The following is a 20,575-nucleotide window of genomic DNA, read 5'->3' as shown; positions in this document are numbered from 1 at the left end:
TCAGCCGGGCGCCGATCCGGTCAGGACCGTCAGGCCCAGCAGGATGAAGACCGCCAGGAAGGCGGTTTCGGCCACGAGAAACAGGGCCGCGGGCGCGCCCACGTTCATGATGTCCTTCGGCATGGTCTTCATCCCCACCGACCCGATCGCGGCCAGAAGCAGCCAGCCCGAGGCCGTGGACGCCGCGTCGACCACTGGCGCCGGGATGGCGCCGAGAGATGCGAGCACGGCCAGCGCGATGAACCCCAGCACGAAGCCCGGCACCAGCGGCGGGCGCTTGCCCTCCCCCGGTTCCGCCCCGGCGACCGAGCGGACCACCAGCGTCGTGACCAGCACGACCGGGGCCAGCATGACCACGCGCAGCAGCTTGACCAGGGTCGCGGTATCCCCGGCCTCCTGGCTGACGGAAAAACCGGCGCCGACGACCTGCGCCACGTCGTGGACGGTCGCGCCGATGAAGATGCCGGTGATGCGGTCGCTCATGCCCATGGCCTGCGCGAGGATGGGATAGACGATCATCGCCAGCGTCGAGAGAAGCGTCACGCCCACCACGGTGAAGATCAGCCGCTGTTCCGACCGGTCGTCGCGCGGCAGGACGGCGGCGATGGCCATGGCCGCCGACGCGCCGCAGATCGCCACGGCTCCGGCCGACAGGAACGCGAAGCGGTAGCGGAACCCGAAGATGCGCGACGACAGCATCCCGAAACCAATGGTCAGCAGCACCCCGGCGACGACCAGAAGAACCACGGCTGCGCCGAGGCTCGACAACAGCTCGACGCTGATCCGTGCGCCCAGAAGGGCCACGCCGAGGCGCAGCACCTGCCGCGCCCCGAACTCGACGCCGGGACGCGTGCGATCCTCGGTCCCGAGGAAATTCAACGACATCCCGAAAAGCAGCGCCAGAAGCATCGCGGGCGCGCCGTAATGCTCCGACACGAATTTCGACGCCAGCGCGATCAGCAGCGCGACCAGCAGGCCCGGAAAGACCACGCGCGCCCGGTCCTGCAGCGCCGCGAGGCGCGAGTTTCCCGCCGTCTCATCCATGGCTGCTGGCCAGCGCGCGCGCCTCGTCCACGTAGGCGGCGGGCACGTCGATGCCCTCGGCCTCGGCCCGGGCGATGGCGGTGGCGCGGCGCGTGCCGGGCAGACGGGCGCCCTCCTGCGCGGCGATGTCGGTCAGAAGCGACTCGAGCCGGTCCGCGAACCCGCCCGGATCGCCCGGGCGCAGCGCCAGCAGGAACTGCCCCGTGCCGGGCCTCTCGCCATCCGCGGTGAAGAACGACCCGGCCTCGCGCGAGGCATTGGCGCCCGTCAGCGTCGCGGCCAGCACTTCGACCATCAGCGCAAGCGCGGTGCCCTTCGCGCCGCCGATGGGGGCCATAGTCCCGGCCAGCGCGGCCTCGGGATCGGTGGTGGGATTGCCATCGGAGTCGAAGGCCCAACCCTCGGGGATCGGCTGGCCGGACTTGCGGGCATGCATGACCTTGCCGCGCGCCACCTTCGACAGCGAAAGGTCTATGACCAAGGGCGCGGCGCCCACGGCGCGCGGCGCGGCGAAGGCGATGGGATTGGTGCCGAAGATCGGCGTGCGCGCGCCCCAGGGCGCGATGGCGGCGGGCGCGTTGGCGACCATCAGGCCCACCAGCCCGGCCTGCGCGATCTTCTCGACCTGCACCGACAGCGCGCCGCAATGGTGCGAATTGCGGATCGCGACCGAGGCGGTGCCGTGGGTATTCGCGGCTTCGACCAGCGCGGTCAGCGCCAGGTCTAGCGCCGGATAGGCGAAGCCGAAGCCCGCATCGACGGTCAGCGCCGTTCCGTCGGCACGCTCCAGGACCGGCGTCGCGTCGGCGACGACCTTTCCGCTGCGCGCCTGAGCGGCATAGTCCGCCACGCGGCTGAACCCGTGGCCCGACTGCCCCTCGGCCTCGGCCGCGACCAGCGCGCTGGCCACCGACACGGCGGCGGCCGGCGTGCAGCCGCAGGCGGCGAAGACTTGGGTCAGGAGGTCGGTGGCCTCGGCAAGGCCAAGGCGGATCGGGTCGGGCATCGGGTCATCCGTAAGGTCTGTTGCGGTCGCCCCCGCGTTTGGGGGCGACCGCCCGCGGGATCAAGCACTGCGATAGAGCTTGGTCATGGAAAATTCGCGGTGACCCAGCGCCTCGGCCGCGGTGAAGCGCCCGTTGGCGGTGCGGCAGATGCTGTCGATCAGCGCGTCGCCCGCCTCGTCGATGGTCATTTCGCGCCGCAGGATACCGCTCACGTCCACGTCCACGTGCTCGCCCATGGTGCGCACCGTGCGCGGGTTTGCGGTGATCTTGATTACCGGCACGATGGGGTTGCCCACCACGTTGCCCTGCCCCGTGGGGAAGGTGTGGATCACGGCACCGCCCGCAGCCATCAGCGTCACGCATTCCGCCGCCGCCGAGGAGCTGTCCATGAAGTAAAGGCCGGGACCCGAGTTCGGCCGTTCGGCCGGGTCGAGGATGTCGATATATTGCGACGTGCGGCCGATCTTCTCGAGGTTGCCCAGCGCCTTTTCCTCGATGGTGGTCAGGCCGCCCTCGATATTGCCCTTGGTGGGCTGGCTGTCGGAAAGGTCATCGGTCTGGTGCGCGAAGATGACGTCGTCCTGGTAGGCCTTCCACATATTGTACCACCGCTCGCCCACTTCCTCGTTGATGGCGCGCGTCTTGCAGATGTGCTCGGCCCCCGTGATCTCGGAGGTCTCGCCGAAGAAGCCGGTGATGCCCTCGGGCAGCAGCTTGTCGTACATGTTGCCGACCGTCGGGCAGGATCCAAGGCCGGTGGTCGTGTCGCTTTCGCCGCACTTGGTCGAGACCCAAAGCTCGGAGATCGAGACCTCTTCGCGCTGGTACTCGGTCGTCTTGTGCACGAACTCCTTTGCGGCCCAGCTCGCGGCGCGGATCGTCTCGAAATCGCCCTTCTGCTCGATGCTGAACTCGGCCACGGGCTTGCCGGTCTCGCGGATGCCGTCGGCGATGCGCCTGGTCCAGCCCGGCTCGATCCCGATGACGACCACGGCGGCGACGTTGGGGTTCGCCCCGGTGCCGATCATGGTGCGGAAATGCAGGTCGAGATCCTCGCCGAATTGCAGGCGGCCATAGGCGTGCGGCAGGGCCAGCGTGCCCTTGACGTTGTTCGCCACCGCCTCGCAGGCGGCGTTCGAGATATCGTCGACGGGCAGGATGATGACGTGGTTGCGCACGCCCACGCGACCGTTCTCGCGCCGGTAGGCCTTGACGGTCATGTTGGAATATTTCGATGCCATATCAGTGTCCTCTCGGGATGGCGCGCCGCCGGGGCGGCCGCGCGTCTTACCAGCGCTTGGTCTTGCAGTTGTGGGTGTGGACGTGGTGGCCCTTGGGGATGTCGGCGATGATCTTGCCGATGTCCTCGCCGTATTTCATGGCCGTGTCGCCCGCCTTGAAATCCTTCAGGGCGATCTTGTGGCCGATGGGCACGTCGGCCTCGGCCTTCAGGCGGAAGGTGGAATTGTCGTGGGTGACGCAGCACAGCATGTCGGTGCCCGCGGTCAGGCCCTCGACGACGACGACGCCCACATTGTCGTCGTGCTCGTGCACCAGAAGATGGGGTATTTCGGCCATTTCAGTCTCCTTCGGGAGGTTACGGTTTCAGAATGATCTTGGGCGCGGCGACGGTGCCCGCGCGGATATCGCTGAAGGCGCGGGCGCCGTCGGCCAGCGGCCGGGTCTCGGTCCAGTCGAGCCGCCCGAGCCGCCCGTCGCCCATGGCCGCGACGGTCGCGCGGAAGTCGGCGGAGGTGTAGGTATAGGTGCCGATGAAGGTGATTTCCTGCAGCGTCATGCGCCGGATATCGAGCCCGCCTTCGGCCGAGCCCAGCCCGATATGGGCGATCACACCGCCGGGGCGCACGTGGCTGGACGCCATGGCGCGGGTGGCGGCGATGCCCACGGCATCGACGACCAGGTTGAAGCGCGGCGTGTCGTGCAGCGCGGCCGCGTCCAGCGCATCGATCCCCACGTGACGGGCGAGGTAGTCGCGCCGCGCGACCGACGGTTCGACCAGCGTGATCTCGTCCACGCCCTGCGCGGCGAGGCACAGCGCCGCGCCGACGCCGATGGCCCCGCCGCCGATGACCAGCGCGGGCGCGCTGCCGCCTGCCTCGCGCGCCAGCCGCACCGCGTGCCAGCCGCAGGCAATGGGCTCGGCCAGCGCGGCCTGGTCGAAGCTGAGCGTGTCGGGAATGTCGACGAGGTTCTCGGGGGGCAGCGCCACGGCCTCGGCAAAGCCACCCTCGCGCGGCGGCATCGAGATGATCTGCCGGTTGGGACACAGGTTGTCGCGCCCCGACTGGCAGGCCCGGCAGACGCCGCAGCCGACCAGCGGGTTGACGGTGACCCGCCGCCCGCCATCGGTGACGCCCGAGACCTCGTGGCCCAGGATCAGTGGCGGCGGGCGCCGTTCGTCGTGGCCCAGTGAGGCGTGCATGTCCGACCCGCAGATCCCCGAGGACTGGATGTGCACGACCTGTGCCCCATGCGCCACGTGGGGCGTCGACACGGTGCGATAGACCAGCTCCTCGGGACCTTGATAAACCAAAGCTTTCATTTCGCGGTGAACCCCCCGTCGACCATCAGGATCTGTCCGGTCACATAAGCCGATGCGTCGGAACAGAGGAACAGCAGCGGCCCGTCCATGTCCTCGGGCCGCCCGTTGCGCCCCGCGCAGGTCTGCGCCGCGTTGCGGGCGGCGCGTTCCGGGTCGTCGAACACCGCCGCCGTCAGCTCGGTCGGGAAAAAGCCCGGACCGATGGCGTTGGCGGTGATGCCATGGCCCGACCACGCCTGCGCCATGGCGCGGGTCAGCTGCGCCACCCCGCCCTTGGACGCGCCGTAGGCGATGCCGCCCGGAAACGCCCGGAAGGATTGCAGCGACGCGAAATTGACGATCCGGCCCCAGCCCTTTGCCCGCATCCCGGGGGCGAAGGCTTGCGCCAGGAAGAACGGCGCCGACAGGTTCACCGCCAGCGTCGCGTCCCAGCCCTCGGCCGTCACGTCGTCGGCCGCCTGCCGGGTATTGAGGCCGGCGGCATTCACGATGATCTCGGGCGCGCCGAAAGGCGCGCGGATCCGCGCGACCAGGTCATCGAAATCCGCACGCGCGGCCACGTCGCCGGCCACGGCGGCGCGGGCCTCGGGGGCCTCGGCCTGCCAGTCCCCGAGCGCCTCGCGACGGCGGGCGACGCCCACGACGTTCGCCCCTGCCCCTGACAACGTGTCGGCGGCCCGGCGGCCCAGCCCCGAGCTTGCGCCGGTGACCAGGGCCACCTTGCCCCGCACGTCGAAAAGGCCGGGCACCGCCATCGATCAGCCCTCGGCCGTCAGGTCGAAGGTTTCGTTCGGGAAGTATTTCCTCAGTCGTATATCGGCGGTGCGGGCGTGCCCCTCCATCCCTTCAAGCCGCGAGATGCGCGCCGTGGCCTCGGCCACCGGCTTTGCGCCTTCCTTGGTGGACCGCTGCCAGGTGACGATCTTCATGTACTTGTGGACCGACAGGCCCCCGGTGTAGTTCGCCGCGCCGCTTGTGGGCAGCACGTGGTTGGTGCCCGACGCCTTGTCGCCGAAGGCCACGGTCGTCTCCTCGCCCAGGAACAGCGAGCCGTAGCATTCCAGCCGGTCCAGCCACCAGTCGAGGTCCGCCGCCTGCACGGTCAGGTGCTCGGGCGCGTAGGCGTCCGACGTCGCGGCCATGTCCTCGCGGTCGGGACACAGGATCACCTCGGCATAGTCGCGCCAGGCCGCGCGGGCGTTGTCGCGGTTGAGCTCGGGCAGCTCCTCGATGAGCTCGGGCACGCGCTTCATCACCGTCTCGGCGACGCCTCGGTCGTCCGTCACCAGCCAGACGGGCGAGTTGTAGCCATGCTCGGCCTGCCCCACCAGGTCCACCGCCACCACCTCGGGATCGGCGGTCTTGTCGGCCAGGACAAGACTGTCGGTGGGGCCTGCGAACATGTCGATGCCCACCCGGCCGAAAAGGATGCGCTTGGCCTCGGCCACGAACTGGTTGCCGGGCCCGACGAGGATGTTGGCCCTGGGCAGCCCGAACAGGCCGAAGGTCATCGCCGCCACGCCCTGCACCCCGCCCATGGCCAGGATCCTGTCGGCGCCGCAGATATGCGCGGCATAGACGATGGCCGGCGCGATGCCGACGCCCGGACGCGGCGGGGAACAGGCGACGATGTGCTTGCAGCCCGCGACCTTGGCGGTGGTCACCGTCATGATTGCCGACGCGATATGGCTGTAGCGCCCTCCGGGCACGTAGCAGCCCGCCGCCTTCACCGGGATCGCCTTCTGCCCCGCGATCAGGCCCGGCAGCACCTCGGTCTCGAAATTGGCGACGGTCTTCTTCTGCGCCTCGGCGAAGCGTTTCACGTTGGCATGGCTGAAATCGATGTCGCGCTTCAGCCGCTCGGGCACCTGGGCGATGGCGGCGGCGATCTCGTCGTCGGTCAGCAGCACGTTGCCGTCGTACTTGTCGAACTTGGCCGCGTATTCCAGCGCGGCTGCATCACCGCCTGCTTCGATGTCGTCGAGGATACCGCGCACGATGGCCTGGGTCTCGCCGGCATCGCTTTGCGAGGTGAGTGTGGCTTTCTTCAGGTATTCGCGCACCATCGGACGTCTCCTATTTGTAGATCTCGGGAAGGAACGTGGTCGAGATCGCGGGTACGAAGCCGATCAGCAGCGTGACCAGCAGCATGAACAGCACGAAGGGGATCGCGCGATAGGCGATCTTCAGGATCGACTCGCCCGTCAGCCCGGCGACCACGAACAGGTTGAGCCCCAGCGGCGGCGTGATGAACCCCACCCCCAGCGCGGTGATCATCATGATGCAGAACTGGATCTCGTTCATGCCGATATTATCGGCCAACGGCTTAAGGATCGGCGCCAGGATCACGATGTTGGGCGTCGTCTCCATCACGCAGCCCGAGGCGATCAGGATGGCGATCATCATCAGGATCAGAACCCAGGGCTCGTCGCTGACGCCGGTGGCCACGGCGACGAAACCCTGCGGCACCCCGATGATCGCCAGCGCCTCGGCCAGCGGGATCGAGAAGGCGATGATGGGCAGGATGACGCCGTTGACCTTGGCCGAGCTGACCAGCATCGCCGGGAAATCCGACAGCTTCAGCGTGCCGAGGATAAAGCCCATGATGATCGTCACGACGACCGCCGTGGCGCCCGCCTCGGTCGGCGTCAGCCGGCCCGAGAAGATGCCGTAGAAGATGATGCCGGGCACGATGAAGGCATACCAGCCGGATTTCAGCGACGTTCCCAGCCGCCGGAAATACTCGCCCGCGCCGATATTGCCGCCCCCCTCCCAGCCGTAGAGGCGGTTCATGATGATGTTGGTGGCCAGGATCGAGATCAGGATCGCCAGCCCGGGGATGACCGCCGCCAGGAACAGCGTCGACACCGAGATCCCCAGCACGAGGCCGATGATGATATACGCGATCGAAGGCGGGATCAGGATGCCGGTGCAGGCGCCCGCGGCCACCAGCGCGCAGGCATAGGGGCGCGGGTAGCCGCTTTCGACCAGCCGGTCGATGGTCATGCGCCCCACCGCCGCCGCGCCCGCCGCGTCCGAGCCCGAGATCGCGGCGAACATGCCGCAGACCAGCACCGTGGGCGAGCCGAAGCCGCCCTTGGCGAACTGCGTCAGCGCCTCGGCCACGTCCAGGAACTTGCGCGACAGGCCCGTGCGCACCAGCACGTCGCCCGTCAGGATGAACAGCGGCACGGCCGTCAGCGCGAAGGCGTCGATGCCCGAGAACAGCTTCTTACCCACCAGGTCCAGCGGCAGCGCGCCGGACCAGACCAGCATCAGGCTGGCCGCCGCACCGATCGCCGCCCAGACCGGCACCGCCAGCGCCACGAGGAAGACGAACAGAAGGATCGGGCCGTAGAAATCCCAGCCGAGCTCGACCGTCTGGGCGCCCATTTGTTGCCAGAGCATGACGTCCTCCTCAGTCGAACAGCTTGTCGCCCTCGTAGACGGGCCTGCCGTCACGAAGGTCGCGAATGTCGCGGATCAGCGATTGGATGAGACGCAGCACCACCAGCGAGAAGCCGATTGGCACGGCGGCCAGGAACCAGACCTGCCCGATGCGCAGCCCGTGGGTCACGTTGCCGAACTTGGCGGCCACGTGCGCCGTTTCATACGAGTAGTAGAGCGCGATGAAGGACACCCCGAGCATCACCAGGTCGCCGAAGATGTAGAGAAGCGCCTTCACCCTCGGCCCGACATACTGCATCAGCACGACGATGCGGATGTGCCCCCGCTCCTTCACCGCGGCGGCGGCGCCGATCCAGGCGAGGTAGATGAAGCTGTAGCGCACGATCTCCTCGCCCCAGATGGACGAGTAGGACAGCAGCTCGCGCCGCAGCACCTCGATCGACATCGTCGCGACGAGCATCACGTAGAAAACCAGCAGCAGCCACCTTTCGGCGTTCCGGTTCAGCTCGGACAGGATGCGGGACATGCAAGCCTCCTTCGTTTCGGGACACGCGACCATCGTCGCGCCCGACCGGGTGGTCCTGGCGTTGGGGTGAATTCGGGATCGTCTGCCGGTGCGCGGCGGGACCGCGCACCGGCCGGGTCAGGTGATACCGTCAGGCGTCGTGGACGTAGTACTTGCCCATGGTGCCCGCGGCTTCTTCCAGCTTGGTGAACGTCTCCATCGACCCGGCAAGCTCGGTCTTGAACTCGTCCCACTCGCTGCGCTGGTAGCCTCCGGCCTCCTGCCATTCGGCCAGTTGGTCGTCGTTGAGCGAATGGAACTGGACGCCCGACTTCTCGAGCTCGGCCATGGCGTGGGCGCGGGCCGACGGCACCTTGGCGAGGTTCTGGTGCGCGGTCATCTCGCCCGCCCATTCGATGCCCATCTGCACGTCCGAGGGCAGGCTGTTGAACCACTCGAGGTTGACCGAGTAGACCTGACTGTCCGGCACGGCCTGCGTGAAGGTCACGTGGCTGAGAATGTCCTTGAAGCCGAACACGTACAGCGCGCCCACCGACGGGTCGAGCGCGTCGGCCACGCCCTGCTTGATCGCCGACGGCGTCTCGCCCCAGGCCACGGGGGTCGGGTTGGCGCCCACCATCCGGTAGTATTGTTGCAGCATCTGGCTGCCCGGCACGCGGAACTTCACGCCCGCCAGGTCACCGGGGGTCAGGACCGGCCCGGCGCCGCCCTGCCGCATGGCAACGACGCGCGGATCAATGACCACATAGAACAGCGCCTTGAAGCCCGAGCTTTCGATCTTGGGGTGCACCTCGGATTTCCACGCGTCCGACGTCACCAGGTTGGTGAAGCGCTGGTTCGAGCCGCAGAAATACGGAAGGTTGATCAGGTCCACCGCGCTGGCGAAGGGGGCGAAGTTCGACAGCGAGTGCTGCGCGCACTGGATCGTGCCGCTTTGCACGCCCTGGGCCAGCGCGCCGCCCGCGCCCAGTTGCCCGCCCGGGGCCAGCTTGACGTAGACCTTCCCGGCCGTGGCGTTCTGGATGTTTTCCTTCAGGTCCAGCTGCATGATCGGGTAGCTGCGCGAGGCGCCGAGAACGTAGGCGGTGGCCAGCGTCATGGTGTGCTCGGCCGCCTCTTCCCGCGCGCGCTCCTCCTGCGCGGTCTGGGCTGCGGCCTCGGACGACCAGAGCATACCGCCCGCCCCCGCGACCAGCGCGGCGGTGAAACTGCCGGTCGTCGCGAGTTTCAGGAAATTGCGCCGCTCTTCCGACGCCAGTCCAAGATCTTTCCTCATGGTGTTCCTCCCTATGAACAGCTTGGTCGTTATGGCTTGCGTTTCCCCGCCTCGCGTTCGCGCCGTAGAATGGCGACCGTGAACGCGATCGAGGTGGCGAAGAGCAGCAGCATCGCCTGCACGTCGCTCAGGAATTCGGCACCCGACGTCGCGCCCAGGACCACGTCCAGCGCGAAGACGGCAAAAAGCAGTATCGAAATCAAAAGGGCCACCCGCTTCTCCTCCCCGAAAAGCATGTGATTCTGGAGAAGTGTAAGCGCTTACATTTCATCCGGCAAGCCTTTACATGAGCGCCCGACGCATGTCTCGTGACCGGCATTGATCCGACTGTTGCATCGCACGTGGCGAGAGATTGCGAAAAGGACCTGCCCTCGTGACGTCCCGCCGACCACAATCGAAACCCGTACCGACGCTGGAAGACGTGGCCGAGCGCGCGCGCGTCTCGACCGCGACGGTGTCGCGCTGCCTGAACGCGCCGCAGCGGGTGTCGGCGGTGACGCGCGCGCGTGTCATGGCGGCGGTGCAGGAGCTTGGATATGCGCCGAATTTCGGCGCGCAGGCGCTGGCGGCGCGGCGCACCAACACGTTCGGTGCCATCATTCCCACCATGGAGAACGCGATCTTCGCGCGTGGGCTTCAGGCCTTCCAGGAGGTGCTGACGGACGAGGGCGTGACCCTGCTGGTGGCAAGCTCGGGCTACAGGCCGGCCGCCGAGGAAGAGCAGATCCGGTCGCTGATCGCGCGGGGCGCGGATGCGCTGCTGCTGATCGGCCATGACCGGACGGCCGAGTCCTACGCCATGCTGGAGCGGCGCCAGATCCCCCACGTGGTGACCTGGGCCTTCGACCCCGACGCGCCCCGGTCGTCCATCGGTTTCGACAACCGGGCGGCCATGACCGCCCTGACGGCGGAGGTGCTGGAGCGGGGGCATCGCCGGATCGCCTTCATCTCGGCCATGACCAACGGCAACGACCGCGCCCGCCTGCGCGTCGAGGGCGCCCGGTCCGCCCTGGCCGACCGGGGACTGGACCCCGCCACCATGCCCCTGGAAGAGACCGAGTACAGCTTTCACCACGGGGCAGCGGCCTTCGACCGGCTGATGCGGCAGACGCCCCGCCCCACCGCCGTGCTGTGCGGCAACGACGTGCTGGCGGCCGGAGCGCTGCGGCAGGCCCGCGAAATGGGGCTGGACGTGCCGGGCGATGTGTCGATCACCGGTTTCGACGATATCGAGCTGTGCGAGATCGTGACCCCTGCGCTGACCACCGTGCACGTGCCCCACCGCGAGATGGGCCGCCGCGCCGCCCGCCTGCTTCTGGACATGCGCGGCGGTGACAGCGCGGGCGAACGGGTCCGGCTGGAAGCCCCGATCAAGTGGCGCGATACGCTGGGGCCCGCACCGGCCTGAAAGGCCGCGACAGGTGCGGCGCCTTGCTCAGAACAGCATGCAGTCGGCCCCGGGCGGCAGGGGCTCGGCGCCCTCGGGCAGGGTCGGCGTGTAGTCGAACGTGACGATGCGCGCGCCGCCGTCGAAGGCCACGAACAACTGGTCCGAGCCCGGTCGGATCGCGATGCCTTCAGGGTCGGTCCCGTACTCGATCAGGCTCGCCTGCCCCAGAAGCTCTCCGTCCGCCGTGAACTCGTAAAGGCTGTTCGAGCCTTCCCAGTCATCCACGATCACCAGGTGACCGGTCCGCGGGTCGATGGCGATGCCCTGCGCCTCGCTGATCGGCGGGTCGAAATCCATCGTGTCGATCCGCATGCGCAACGCGCCGTCCGGCGTGAACCACGTCAGCCGCTCGGGGTCGTCCTCGACCGTCACGATGTCGCCGGTGGCGTCGATCGCGATGCCCTCGGTATCCGACGCGCCGCCGCCCAGCCGGAAAGGTGCTGCCAAAGGCGCGCCGTCCTTGGTCAGGCGCTGCAACCGGCCCAGCCCGTCGCCCACGATCAGGTTGTCGCCCTCGATCGCGATGGCCTTGATGCGGTAGAGATCGCTGCTGATGCGGCGCAACTCGTCTCCCTGAAGCGTGACGAGGATGGCCTCGGGCCCCTCGTTCGCGATCCATAGCCCGCAGAATGTCGGGTCATATTCCAGGCTGGCGGGGCGGTTCAGCTGGTAAGTCCCGGTGGCGCGCAGGTCGAGCGCGCTGGCCCCGGTCGCCAGTGCACCGCCCAGGGCGACCGTGCAGAGCGGGATGAAACGTTGGGCCATGGCCGTCCTTTCCGTAGCGTCACCAGGACGATGGGACGGCGCGCGGATCAGGTCAATTGCGCGCGCTGACGCGGCTCAGCGGTGCCCGACCCAGCCACGATCGTCGGTGAAGGCGCGCGCATCGGACAGCGTGACAGGGCCGTAGCCCTCGGGTGGCGCGTCGAGCCCTTCCAGCGGCGTCCGGCTCGCCGCGAGTAGGATGTTGGCCAGCCCGCGCCCGCTGACCGGCCCCTGCGCCGCCCGCACGTGGGGAAAAATCTGCGTCAGGATCGCATGCACCCCCCGTGCCAGATCACCATTGGGGCGGTCGATCAGGTTCACGTAGACCGGCCCGTTCACGATGTCGCGCAGCCGGGTATAGGTCTCGAGCGTCGCAAGATACGCGGGGACCGAGCCGGACGAGAACGCGTCGATCACCGCCGCGTCGAAGCGCCTGTCGGTCTCGTTCAGGAAGACGCGGCCATCTTCGTGAACCACGCGCAGCCGCCCGTCCAGTGCGGGCCGGGCGATGTCGCCCCGCCCCTCGGCGTCGATCATGGCTCCGGCGCGCGGCAGGTGATCGCGCACGACTTCGGTGATCAGCGGATCGATCTCGACCGCGGTGGCCGTGGCCGCGGGCCGGGTCGCCAGCAAGGTCGTGGGCAGGCTGTAGCCGCCCCCGCCGATGAACAGGACCGACGGCGCGGCGCCCAGATCTTGCGCCATCCGCTGCCACAGCCAACGGGTGTATTCCAGCGTCAGCGCCTCGGCCGGATCGGCCCCGGGGGCAAGGTCCCGCTCGGCCGCCTGCTGGGTCCGGTCCGAGACCAGGCTGACGGTCGCGCCGCGCCGCACCACGTCGATGCAGGACAGCCCGGATTCGAACCGGCAGAGCGGCCCGGTCAGCAGGCTGGCCGCCACCACCACCGCCGCCGTCAGCATGGCCGCCCGCGCCCCGAGGTCCGGCCTTGCATCCGGCGCCCGCAGCAGCGCCGCGCAGATCAGCGCCACCGCGCCACAGCCCGCGAAGGTGGCCGACGAACCCACCAGAGGCAGCGTGACGAACCCGGCGACGATTGCCCCCACGATGGCCCCCAGCGACCCCGCGGCCAGCACCAGCCCCAGAGACGAGCCTTCGCGCCCCGGCCGCGCCTCGACCGCCAGCTTGGCCAGCAGGGGCGACGGCACCGTGACCAGCACCGAGGCGGGGAAGAAGGCGACCACGACGCTCAGCAGCATGCCGGAGGTGCCGCGCAGGCCCAGCGCGTAGACCAGCGCCAGCAGCGTGGGCGACAGCGCGGCCAGCACGGCGGTCCAGATCAGCGCGCGGCGGGCATGGGCCAGGGCCTCGGGGCGGGGCCGCTCGGCCAGTAGGCCACCCCAGGCGCTGCCCACGGAAAAACCCGCCAGCACCACCGCGATCACGGCCGTCCAGGTCAGGAGCGACGTGCCGAAGAACGGCGCCAGCACGCGACCGGCCGCGATCTCGTAGGTCAGGCCGACCGCCGACAGCACGCAGATCAGCGCGATGAGAGTGGAAAATCGCAATCGCGCCTCCAATGAATGCCGGCCGCAACGCGGCCACCAAGCCGCGATCGCAGTGCCGTCCTCTGTCAGGGGCTCCGATACAGGAACCCGCACCCAAGGGGCAATCGGGTCGTGCCAGCCACGAGACGCGCGCCCGCGTGGGTGGGGATCAAGCCCGTTTCGCGCCACGCCCCGCGTCGGCGTGCTGCGCCCTCACGCACCGCGGAACGGTGCGTTCGGATACCCCCGGGGTGCCATCAGGCAGTCGCGCAGGGCGTCACCCCGCCCGCCCCCGCGACCGGGCTGTTGGTCAGACGATGCTGAGCTCCCAGATGGACGTGGTGCCATCGTCGAACCGGAAATACTCGACATTGCTGACCGTGTCGGTGAAGCCCTGCCCCGTCACCGTGACCTCGGTCGCCGAGCTGCGGGTGAGTGTGTAGTCCGATTGCGCCCCATCGTAGAGCGCGTAGTCCGAGTCCGCGCCGCCGTCGATCCGGTCGTTGCCATCCCCGCCCTTCAGGTAATCGGTGCCGCCGAACCCGAAGATCAGGTCGTCGCCGTCCAACCCGTTGAGCTGGTTGCGCCCGGACGAGCCCCGAAGCGCGTGGTCGAAGCGCGACCCGACCAGGTTCTCGATCTCGAAGTAGAGATCCAGCGCGGCGTCGCCCCGCGTGCCATAGCCGGTTTCCTGGCCGGCCACCCCGGCGCCGTTGGACAGGTGCGCCGTGATGGCCCCGTCCGCATCCACGTAGCTGACCGTGTCCAGGCCTGATCCGCCGTAATAGCGCTCGCGCCCGCCCGCCGAGGACACGAACCAGTCGTATCCGCCGAGGCCGCGGAAATTGTTCTGACCGTCATCACCGAAGAAGACGTCCTGGAAGGACGATCCGGTCACCCGTTCGATCGATGTCAGCGTCACGCCCGCCGCAAGACCCGAGTTGTTTTCGGGCGCGGCCAGATCGATCACGATCCCGCTTGCCACGTCGGCGGCGGGCGGCAGGCCATCGGTGCCGAACACGTCCAGCAAGGCATCGGTGGACGTGGTCTCGTACTCGACGAACGAGATCATGTCCTGCCCCGCCCCACCGTCGATTGTGTCCTGACCCTCGGTGGCGATGAACCAGTCGTATCCGCCCAGTCCGCGCAGCTGGTTGTTGCCGTCGTCCCCCATCAGCACGTCTTCCGAGATCGTGCCGGTGGCCCGCTCCACCGAGATCAGCGTGTCGGTCTCGTCGCCGAACACCTGCGCCGTCCCGGCGCCCAGGTCGAGCTGCAGCAGGAAACCCGTGCCGCGGTCTGCGACATTCTCAACGTCGGACTAGGCGACCATGTCGTTGCCCGCGCCGCCGTCGACCGTATCGTTGCCGCGGCCCGGCGTGACCCAGTCCGAACCACCCAGCACCGTGATCCGTTCGCCCATGAACGTGCCCTCGAGCACGTCGCGCACCTCGGTGCCGTCGATGTCCGGCCCTGTCCCGGCCTGGGCCACGGCTTGCTGGAATCCCAGCGTGGCGTCGGAAAAGACCAGGCTTTCGACATCGGGCATCAGCAGGTCGGCACCCTCCGCCGAGGATACGATCAATCCGTCCGCGTCCAGCGAAAACGCGGCATCGGCCAGGGACACGCCGAACACGACCGCGTCCTGGCCGCTGCCGCCTTCGATGGTGTCGTTGCCCCGCCCGCCGGTGAACCGGTTCGCGGCGTCGTCGCCCGCCAGGCGGTCGCCATAGCCCGTGCCGGTGATGTCCTCGATCGACACGAAGGTCATCGCGCCGTCGCCCGTGCCGGACCGGGTCGCCAGGTCGACGACGACACCGGTGGTGAAGGCCGAGAAATCGACGCGGTCGTCCCGATGCCCCCGTGGAAGCTGCGGGCGTAGAGGCCGGGCAGGAACACGTCGTCACCGCCCTTTCCCTAGAGCATGAAGTCCTGCACGTAGACCGCCGAGCCGTAGATCGTGTCGTCCTCTTCGGTCGTCGGCATGTTCAACGGCGCGGAACGGGGCGTGGCCATGACCATGACCCCGTCCGAGAAGACCGGGGATCCGATATTGAACAGCGTATCGGTGCCGTCGCCCCCCGGCGCGCTGTCCGCCACGGTCATCGCGGAGGATCCGTCATTCGCGGTGCCGGTGATATCGTAGCGCGCCCTTGGTCCGGCATAGACCGCCACATCCGCCGTGGAGCCCGATCCGGAGTAATCCGATCTGTAGGTGCCGCCGTCCAGCGTATCGTCACCGCCGTGTCCGATCAGGGTGTCCCACCCGGCGCCGCGCACGTCGAAGTAAAGGGATTCGGTCGTGTCCCCCAGCAGGACGTTCGCCCCGTCATCGCCTTCGAGCAGGTCGTCGTCATGACCCCCCGTCAGGTTCTCGACCCCGGTAGAGCTGTCGCCATCGGCCTCCCCGCCGGTGCCCGTGCCGTCCATCAACGATGCCGACAGCGCCCCGCCCTGGAGATAGCGGTCGGTATCCACGCCGTCCCCGCCGTCAAAATGATCCGCCCCCCGGCTGCCGCGGAGCAGGTCGTCTCCTCCAAGGCCAAGGATCGTGTTGTCCCCGTCGGTGCCCTGAAACGTGTCATCGAAGCCGGTGCCCGTGAAGCTTTCGATGTTGGACAGGTCCAGCGCGTTGCCATCCGGCCCGTCGGCAACCGGAAAGCGGAAGTAATCGCCCGTCTCGTTCGGCTGGAGACGGAAGAAGATCGGCCCGGCGGCATCGGCGAAACTGACGGTATCCTCGCCGTCGCCCCCGTCGACGGTATCAAGACCGCTGCCGGGAAGGATAAGATCGTCACCATCTTTGCCTTCGATCCGCTCCGGGCCATCGGTCCCGTCAAGCGTGTCGTCTCCGGTCGTGCCGATCACCGGAACCGAAACGTCGAGATCTTCTAGCAGGACGGTCTGGTCATCGAAGACGAATTGCTCGACCTCGTGGACAACCACCGGGACATCCGTGCTGCCGTCACGCAGGTAGATCCCCCCGTCGCTATCGCGGAAGGCGCTGACATCCGCCAAGTCCGACGCGATGACCAGCTGATCGATCCCCGCACCGCCGACGATGATCGTCTGGTTCCGGGCAGCCGACCCATCGAAAATCGTCGTGTAGCTGAGATCCCGGAGAGACGCCGCCTCGATCGTGTCGTTCCCGTCGCCTCCCACGATCCAGTGTCACTGTCTCCGCCGGAATTGGACGGTCTGGTCCCGTCGGCCCGGATCAGGTCGTCCCCGATCCCGCCGTCAATCCAGGTTCGTGCACCCGCTTCGAGCGTGTCGTTGCCGGCCCCCCAAGGATCACGCCGTTGTACATCGAACCGAGCACTTGGTCGTCACCGTCACCCGCATCGACCAGGGAGTCGTCGAAATCTCCGGCCGTGATGGTGTCGTTCCCCGCCAGGGCCGCCACCCCGAGCACGAAACCGCCTTGTTCGCCGTAGAGATCCGGACCGTCCGTCAGCGTCACCTCGATATAGTTGGGGCTGGGAATGGACGGAAATTCGGGAAGATTGACGCTCATTACGCTATGCAATCTATGGATATGAATTTGGGTGCCTTTTCTTAATCGGACCGCAGCGGGGCGCGGGCAGTCACGCAATGAAGGGACGTAAAAATCCCGGAAATTGGCCACTGCCGACAGCAGCTATACCCCTGAAACGCAGCAAGTTATATAAAATCAAGCGATGCAATATCGAGCCGCGCTTTCCAACAGCGCGAGCGTTTGCGCATAAATGATTTCGTATCACTCGAAGGTTTTGCCGCCGGATCTTCCGGTCTCGTCCGCATGCCGGGGTGCGCCCGCAATAACGATCGGTTCGGTCGCCGCTTGAATTTCGCGTCGCGCGGTCGATACCCGTCACCGCCCCTGTTCGACCGCCTTTCTGCCGGGCGAGGCGCGCCTACCTGTCTCTCAGACAGCCGGGCACGGGCGGTCGGTCAAGTCCGGCACTGCGCGCCATGTGCCACGCCAGGACCTGGTTCGAACTGAGAACCGGAATCCCCAACTCCGCCTCGAGCGGGTCGAGGATATCGAGCGTCCGAAGGTTCGTGCAGGACAGGAACAGGCCATCCAGTCCGCCGCCCGACGCCAGGCGTCTGGCGGCCTCGGCGATGGCGGCCGGAGCGATGCGCGCGACACGCGCCTCGGACTCCTCGTCGAAGGAAAAGGTCGCGACGACCGTGATGCCCCGTGCCTCGAGCGCATTTCGAAAGCCCGACGAAACCGCAGCGCCATACGGCGAAACCAGCCCGATGCGGCGGAGGCCCAGGGCCCCGAACCCCGCAAGCGCGGCGCAGAGCGGATTGGTCACCGAGGCCGTCGTTGTCGCGCCTTCGACCAGTTCGCGGACCCGCCGCGCGCCGATCAGCGCCGTGCCCGAGGTGCAGGCATAGGCAACGGTCGCGAAGGGGGACGCCGACGGCAACAGCGCCACGGCGGACGGAAGGTCGGCTTCCATGGCCGCGATCGTCTCGGGCGTCAGCATCGCCCCTGACGGGATCCGCGTGACGAATAGATCGACATCGTCGGCCGGAAAGATCCGCCTGAAATCCCGCTCGATGGTCTCGTCGGCCTGAAGCACGACCAGCCCCAGGCGGGGGTTCGGCAGCGTCTCGATCGGATCGGCCCGCCCGCTCATGCCGCGACCTGTGGCAGCGTGACCGGCGTTCTGGGCGACAGCAGCTCGGCGCCCTCGGCCCGCAGCACGATGACCTCTTCGTGCAGCAGGATGCGATCGGCTTCGGTGACGCAACCGGGCTCCAGCGTCAGGACCATGCCCGCGCGCAGCGGTGTTTCGTCCACCGCCGAGAACGACGGCCATTCGGTCAAGGCGATCCCGAGCCCATGGCCAAGACGCCAGCCACTGGGAACGACCCCCGCCTTGCGCATGGCCTCGCCGAAAAGGGCATGGACCTCGCGCGCAAGCATCCCGGGGCGCAGTAGGGTCAGCATGTCTTCGGTCGCCTGCCACAACCCGGCGTGTGCCCGGCCGATGACGGAAGAGACGCTGCCGACGGCGTAATTCCGGTCGAAGTCGCAGTAATAGCCATCCCGAACCGCCCCGGCATCCAGCATGAAGACGTCGCCGCGCCGCAGGGGGACCGGCCCCGGCGGCGAGATCACGCTGCCGTATCCGTCGGGTCCGATCCCGCCCGCGACATAGCTGACCCAATCGGCGCCCTCGCCGATCAGCGCCATCTGGAAGTCGCGCATGACAGCGTCGAAACCCCGCCCGCAGCTTGCGAAGTCGGTGACCCGGTCGAAGGCCCGGCCCGCGATGCGGCAGGCCTCGCGGATCTTGAGGATCTCGGCCTCGGACTTGATCTCGCGCACGCGCTGGATGCAGGCCGTCGCATCGACGAAGGCCATGGGCGACAGCCGGGCGCGCAGCGTCTCGTAGTCGGACAGCGGTGCGCGCAGGTGCGTTTCGGGGCCCATGGGCACGCCGATCCGACCGTTTCCGGGGACGAGGCCCGCGACCGTCTCTGCCAGGAGCGAAATCCCGTCATCTCGCGGGTCCGGTGCGTCCCAGCTGCGGATATCGCCGATCCAGGTCTCGGCCATGAGCTCACCGCCGATCGACGGGATCACGGCGACCGGGTCGCCCGAGGCCGGAACCACCACGTACCACGGGCGGGCCGGGCTGTCCCAGAACCGGGTCAGGAAGCCCGTGGTATAAAAGATGTCCGCTGCGGTGGTCAGCAGCAGCCCATCGACACCCCGCGTGTGCATCTGGTCCTGGATCCGGGCAATGCGGCCCCGGAACTCGTCGGCGGGAAAGATGGCCGAGCGGTCAGCCACCCTCGCCGCCCTCGCTGAGAATGGCCATGACCCGCGCGTCCGGCCCGGGCGCGACACCTTCCAGCAGCGCCGCGATCCCCGCGGCGCCCGACGGCGTGGTCGGATAGCCGGCATCGGCCAGTATCGCGGCGGCCCGGCGGCCGGCATCCTCGCTGACCGTGACGAACAGATCCGCGTCGCGGGACAGCCCCTTGAGGGCGATCATCGACGCCGTCTTGCAGTCGAGCCGCCCCATGCACGACACCGGCCCGACGGTGTCGACCACGTGACCGGCGGAAATACCGGCGGCCAGGGCCGGCGCGGCCTCGGGCTCGACCACGATGATGGTCGGCGCGTCCCCCCAGGCCCGTCGGGCATGGGCCGCGACCGCGGCCGCCAGCCCGCCCACGCCGGCCTGCAACAAGATATGGTTGGGCGGCGCACCGACCTGTTCGACGGCCTCGGCGGCCAGTTGCAGATAGCCCTCCATCACCGACATCGACAGATCGGTGTAGCCGGGCCACGAGCTGTCCGAGAGCAGGGTCCACCCTTTCGCGGCGGCGTCCCTTTCGGCCGCGCGCATGCTGTTCTCGTAGGTCTCCCCCGCGCGAACGACCTCGGCCCCCTTGGCGCGCAGCCTGTCGGCGAAGGACTCCGGCACGGTGTCGGCAAGGTAGATCACGGCGCGCGCGCCGAAGATCCGCGCCCCCGCGGCGACCGACAATCCGTGGTTGCCGGCGCTGGCCGCGACGAAAACGCGGCCCGTCAACGCGCGCGAGGGGTCCGGCGCGTCGACCGCCGTTGCCGCGCGGGCGATGGCGTGCGCCGCCCCCAGCGCCTTGAAGCTGCCCAGTCCCATGCGGGACCGTTCATCCTTGAGATGCATCCGACGGACGCCGAAAAGCCCAGCCAGGGCCTCACTGTCGATCAGGTCCGTCGGAGCGTGGGACGGGCATCGCGCAAGCAGGGCCGAGACGGGGGCCGCGTCGGAGCGCGGCCAGGGCGCGTCGAGCGGCATCCCGGATCCGCGCCAGGTGTTTTCAACCGTTTCGCCCATCCTGTACCTCGCCCTCACACGGTGTGATCGGGAGTGCCCCGTGCCAGCCACGATCAGGGTGCCGCAAGGGTAACGCAAGGCTTTCGATGACGCCGCGGCACGGCATTACAAGCGCGTGCGGTATCGGCGCCCCCGATGCCGCGACCATCCAGGCGGACGGACTTCACAGAATGGCACGAATTCGGCCCGCTTCATGC

Annotated in this window: 21 protein-coding genes; 1 reads left to right on the top strand and 20 read right to left on the bottom strand. The window is 68.3% G+C overall.

The window, feature by feature from the left end:
- From BUB76_RS16245 to BUB76_RS16195, 11 genes are all read right to left on the bottom strand, one after another.
- Complete coding sequence (locus BUB76_RS16245) at positions 1–1,044, bottom strand: YeiH family protein (RefSeq protein WP_073130159.1); 1,044 nt, start codon at positions 1,042–1,044, stop codon at positions 1–3.
- The gene (locus tag BUB76_RS16240) at positions 1,037–2,050 is read right to left on the bottom strand and encodes an Ldh family oxidoreductase (RefSeq protein ID WP_084140718.1); all 1,014 of its coding nucleotides are present in this window, start codon (positions 2,048–2,050) and stop codon (positions 1,037–1,039) included. The genes BUB76_RS16245 and BUB76_RS16240 overlap by 8 nt, the downstream gene beginning before the upstream one ends.
- 60 nt (positions 2,051–2,110) lie before the next feature.
- Entirely contained in the window at positions 2,111–3,292 is a 1,182-nt protein-coding gene (locus tag BUB76_RS16235) for a UxaA family hydrolase (protein ID WP_073130156.1), read from the bottom strand.
- Positions 3,293–3,338: 46 nt separating this feature from the next.
- The gene (locus BUB76_RS16230; RefSeq protein WP_073130152.1) at positions 3,339–3,629 is read right to left on the bottom strand and encodes a UxaA family hydrolase; all 291 of its coding nucleotides are present in this window, start codon (positions 3,627–3,629) and stop codon (positions 3,339–3,341) included.
- Positions 3,630–3,648: 19 nt separating this feature from the next.
- Positions 3,649–4,614, bottom strand: coding sequence for an alcohol dehydrogenase catalytic domain-containing protein (locus BUB76_RS16225; RefSeq protein ID WP_073130149.1), 966 nt, complete (start codon positions 4,612–4,614; stop codon positions 3,649–3,651).
- Complete coding sequence (locus tag BUB76_RS16220; protein ID WP_073130146.1) at positions 4,611–5,369, bottom strand: SDR family NAD(P)-dependent oxidoreductase; 759 nt, start codon at positions 5,367–5,369, stop codon at positions 4,611–4,613. Before BUB76_RS16220 ends, BUB76_RS16225 begins: the two co-directional genes overlap by 4 nt.
- A 3-nt stretch (positions 5,370–5,372) precedes the next feature.
- A complete protein-coding gene (hisD, locus tag BUB76_RS16215; RefSeq protein ID WP_073130143.1) occupies positions 5,373–6,680 on the bottom strand; it encodes a histidinol dehydrogenase in 1,308 nt (435 codons plus the stop codon).
- Positions 6,681–6,690: 10 nt separating this feature from the next.
- Positions 6,691–8,022 (bottom strand): TRAP transporter large permease, encoded by a 1,332-nt coding sequence (locus BUB76_RS16210; protein WP_073130140.1) that lies wholly within the window; start codon positions 8,020–8,022, stop codon positions 6,691–6,693.
- A 10-nt stretch (positions 8,023–8,032) separates the two neighbouring features.
- A complete protein-coding gene (locus BUB76_RS16205; protein WP_073130137.1) occupies positions 8,033–8,548 on the bottom strand; it encodes a TRAP transporter small permease in 516 nt (171 codons plus the stop codon).
- Between the two features lie 130 nt (positions 8,549–8,678).
- The gene (locus BUB76_RS16200) at positions 8,679–9,824 is read right to left on the bottom strand and encodes a TRAP transporter substrate-binding protein (protein WP_073130133.1); all 1,146 of its coding nucleotides are present in this window, start codon (positions 9,822–9,824) and stop codon (positions 8,679–8,681) included.
- Between the two features lie 29 nt (positions 9,825–9,853).
- Entirely contained in the window at positions 9,854–10,036 is a 183-nt protein-coding gene (locus BUB76_RS16195; protein WP_073130199.1) for a hypothetical protein, read from the bottom strand.
- A gap of 161 nt (positions 10,037–10,197) precedes the next feature.
- Between BUB76_RS16195 and BUB76_RS16190 the strand changes: the two genes are divergently transcribed.
- The gene (locus tag BUB76_RS16190; RefSeq protein ID WP_073130130.1) at positions 10,198–11,232 is read left to right on the top strand and encodes a LacI family DNA-binding transcriptional regulator; all 1,035 of its coding nucleotides are present in this window, start codon (positions 10,198–10,200) and stop codon (positions 11,230–11,232) included.
- A 27-nt stretch (positions 11,233–11,259) separates the two neighbouring features.
- Here BUB76_RS16190 and BUB76_RS16185 read toward each other — a convergent pair whose 3' ends face one another.
- The 9 genes from BUB76_RS16185 to BUB76_RS16145 form a co-directional block, all read right to left on the bottom strand.
- Positions 11,260–12,039 (bottom strand): NHL repeat-containing protein, encoded by a 780-nt coding sequence (locus BUB76_RS16185; protein ID WP_236737942.1) that lies wholly within the window; start codon positions 12,037–12,039, stop codon positions 11,260–11,262.
- A gap of 75 nt (positions 12,040–12,114) precedes the next feature.
- Positions 12,115–13,566 carry a fused MFS/spermidine synthase gene (locus BUB76_RS16180; protein ID WP_073130127.1) on the bottom strand — a complete coding sequence of 484 codons (1,452 nt, stop codon included), beginning with the start codon at positions 13,564–13,566 and terminating at the stop codon, positions 12,115–12,117.
- A gap of 289 nt (positions 13,567–13,855) precedes the next feature.
- Complete coding sequence (locus BUB76_RS16175; protein ID WP_073130123.1) at positions 13,856–14,791, bottom strand: calcium-binding protein; 936 nt, start codon at positions 14,789–14,791, stop codon at positions 13,856–13,858.
- A 75-nt stretch (positions 14,792–14,866) separates the two neighbouring features.
- Positions 14,867–15,316: a hypothetical protein gene (locus tag BUB76_RS16170; RefSeq protein WP_073130118.1), complete on the bottom strand. Its 450-nt coding sequence runs from the start codon at positions 15,314–15,316 to the stop codon at positions 14,867–14,869.
- Positions 15,317–15,462: 146 nt separating this feature from the next.
- Positions 15,463–16,707, bottom strand: coding sequence for a calcium-binding protein (locus BUB76_RS16165; RefSeq protein WP_073130114.1), 1,245 nt, complete (start codon positions 16,705–16,707; stop codon positions 15,463–15,465).
- 55 nt (positions 16,708–16,762) lie between these two features.
- On the bottom strand, positions 16,763–17,062 hold the full coding sequence (locus BUB76_RS16160; RefSeq protein WP_073130111.1) for a hypothetical protein: 300 nt from the start codon (positions 17,060–17,062) through the stop codon (positions 16,763–16,765).
- A gap of 379 nt (positions 17,063–17,441) precedes the next feature.
- Positions 17,442–18,179, bottom strand: a complete 738-nt coding sequence (locus BUB76_RS16155) for a maleate cis-trans isomerase family protein (protein ID WP_073130108.1) — start codon at positions 18,177–18,179, stop codon at positions 17,442–17,444.
- The gene (locus tag BUB76_RS16150; RefSeq protein WP_073130105.1) at positions 18,176–19,342 is read right to left on the bottom strand and encodes a M24 family metallopeptidase; all 1,167 of its coding nucleotides are present in this window, start codon (positions 19,340–19,342) and stop codon (positions 18,176–18,178) included. The genes BUB76_RS16155 and BUB76_RS16150 overlap by 4 nt, the downstream gene beginning before the upstream one ends.
- On the bottom strand, positions 19,335–20,378 hold the full coding sequence (locus BUB76_RS16145) for a pyridoxal-phosphate dependent enzyme (RefSeq protein WP_073130102.1): 1,044 nt from the start codon (positions 20,376–20,378) through the stop codon (positions 19,335–19,337). The genes BUB76_RS16150 and BUB76_RS16145 overlap by 8 nt, the downstream gene beginning before the upstream one ends.
- Between the last annotated feature and the right edge of the window lie 197 nt (positions 20,379–20,575).

The organism is Palleronia salina (assembly GCF_900141995.1).
In the GTDB taxonomy this organism is placed as follows: domain Bacteria; phylum Pseudomonadota; class Alphaproteobacteria; order Rhodobacterales; family Rhodobacteraceae; genus Palleronia; species Palleronia salina.
This window is presented reverse-complemented; position numbering and strand designations above follow the sequence as displayed.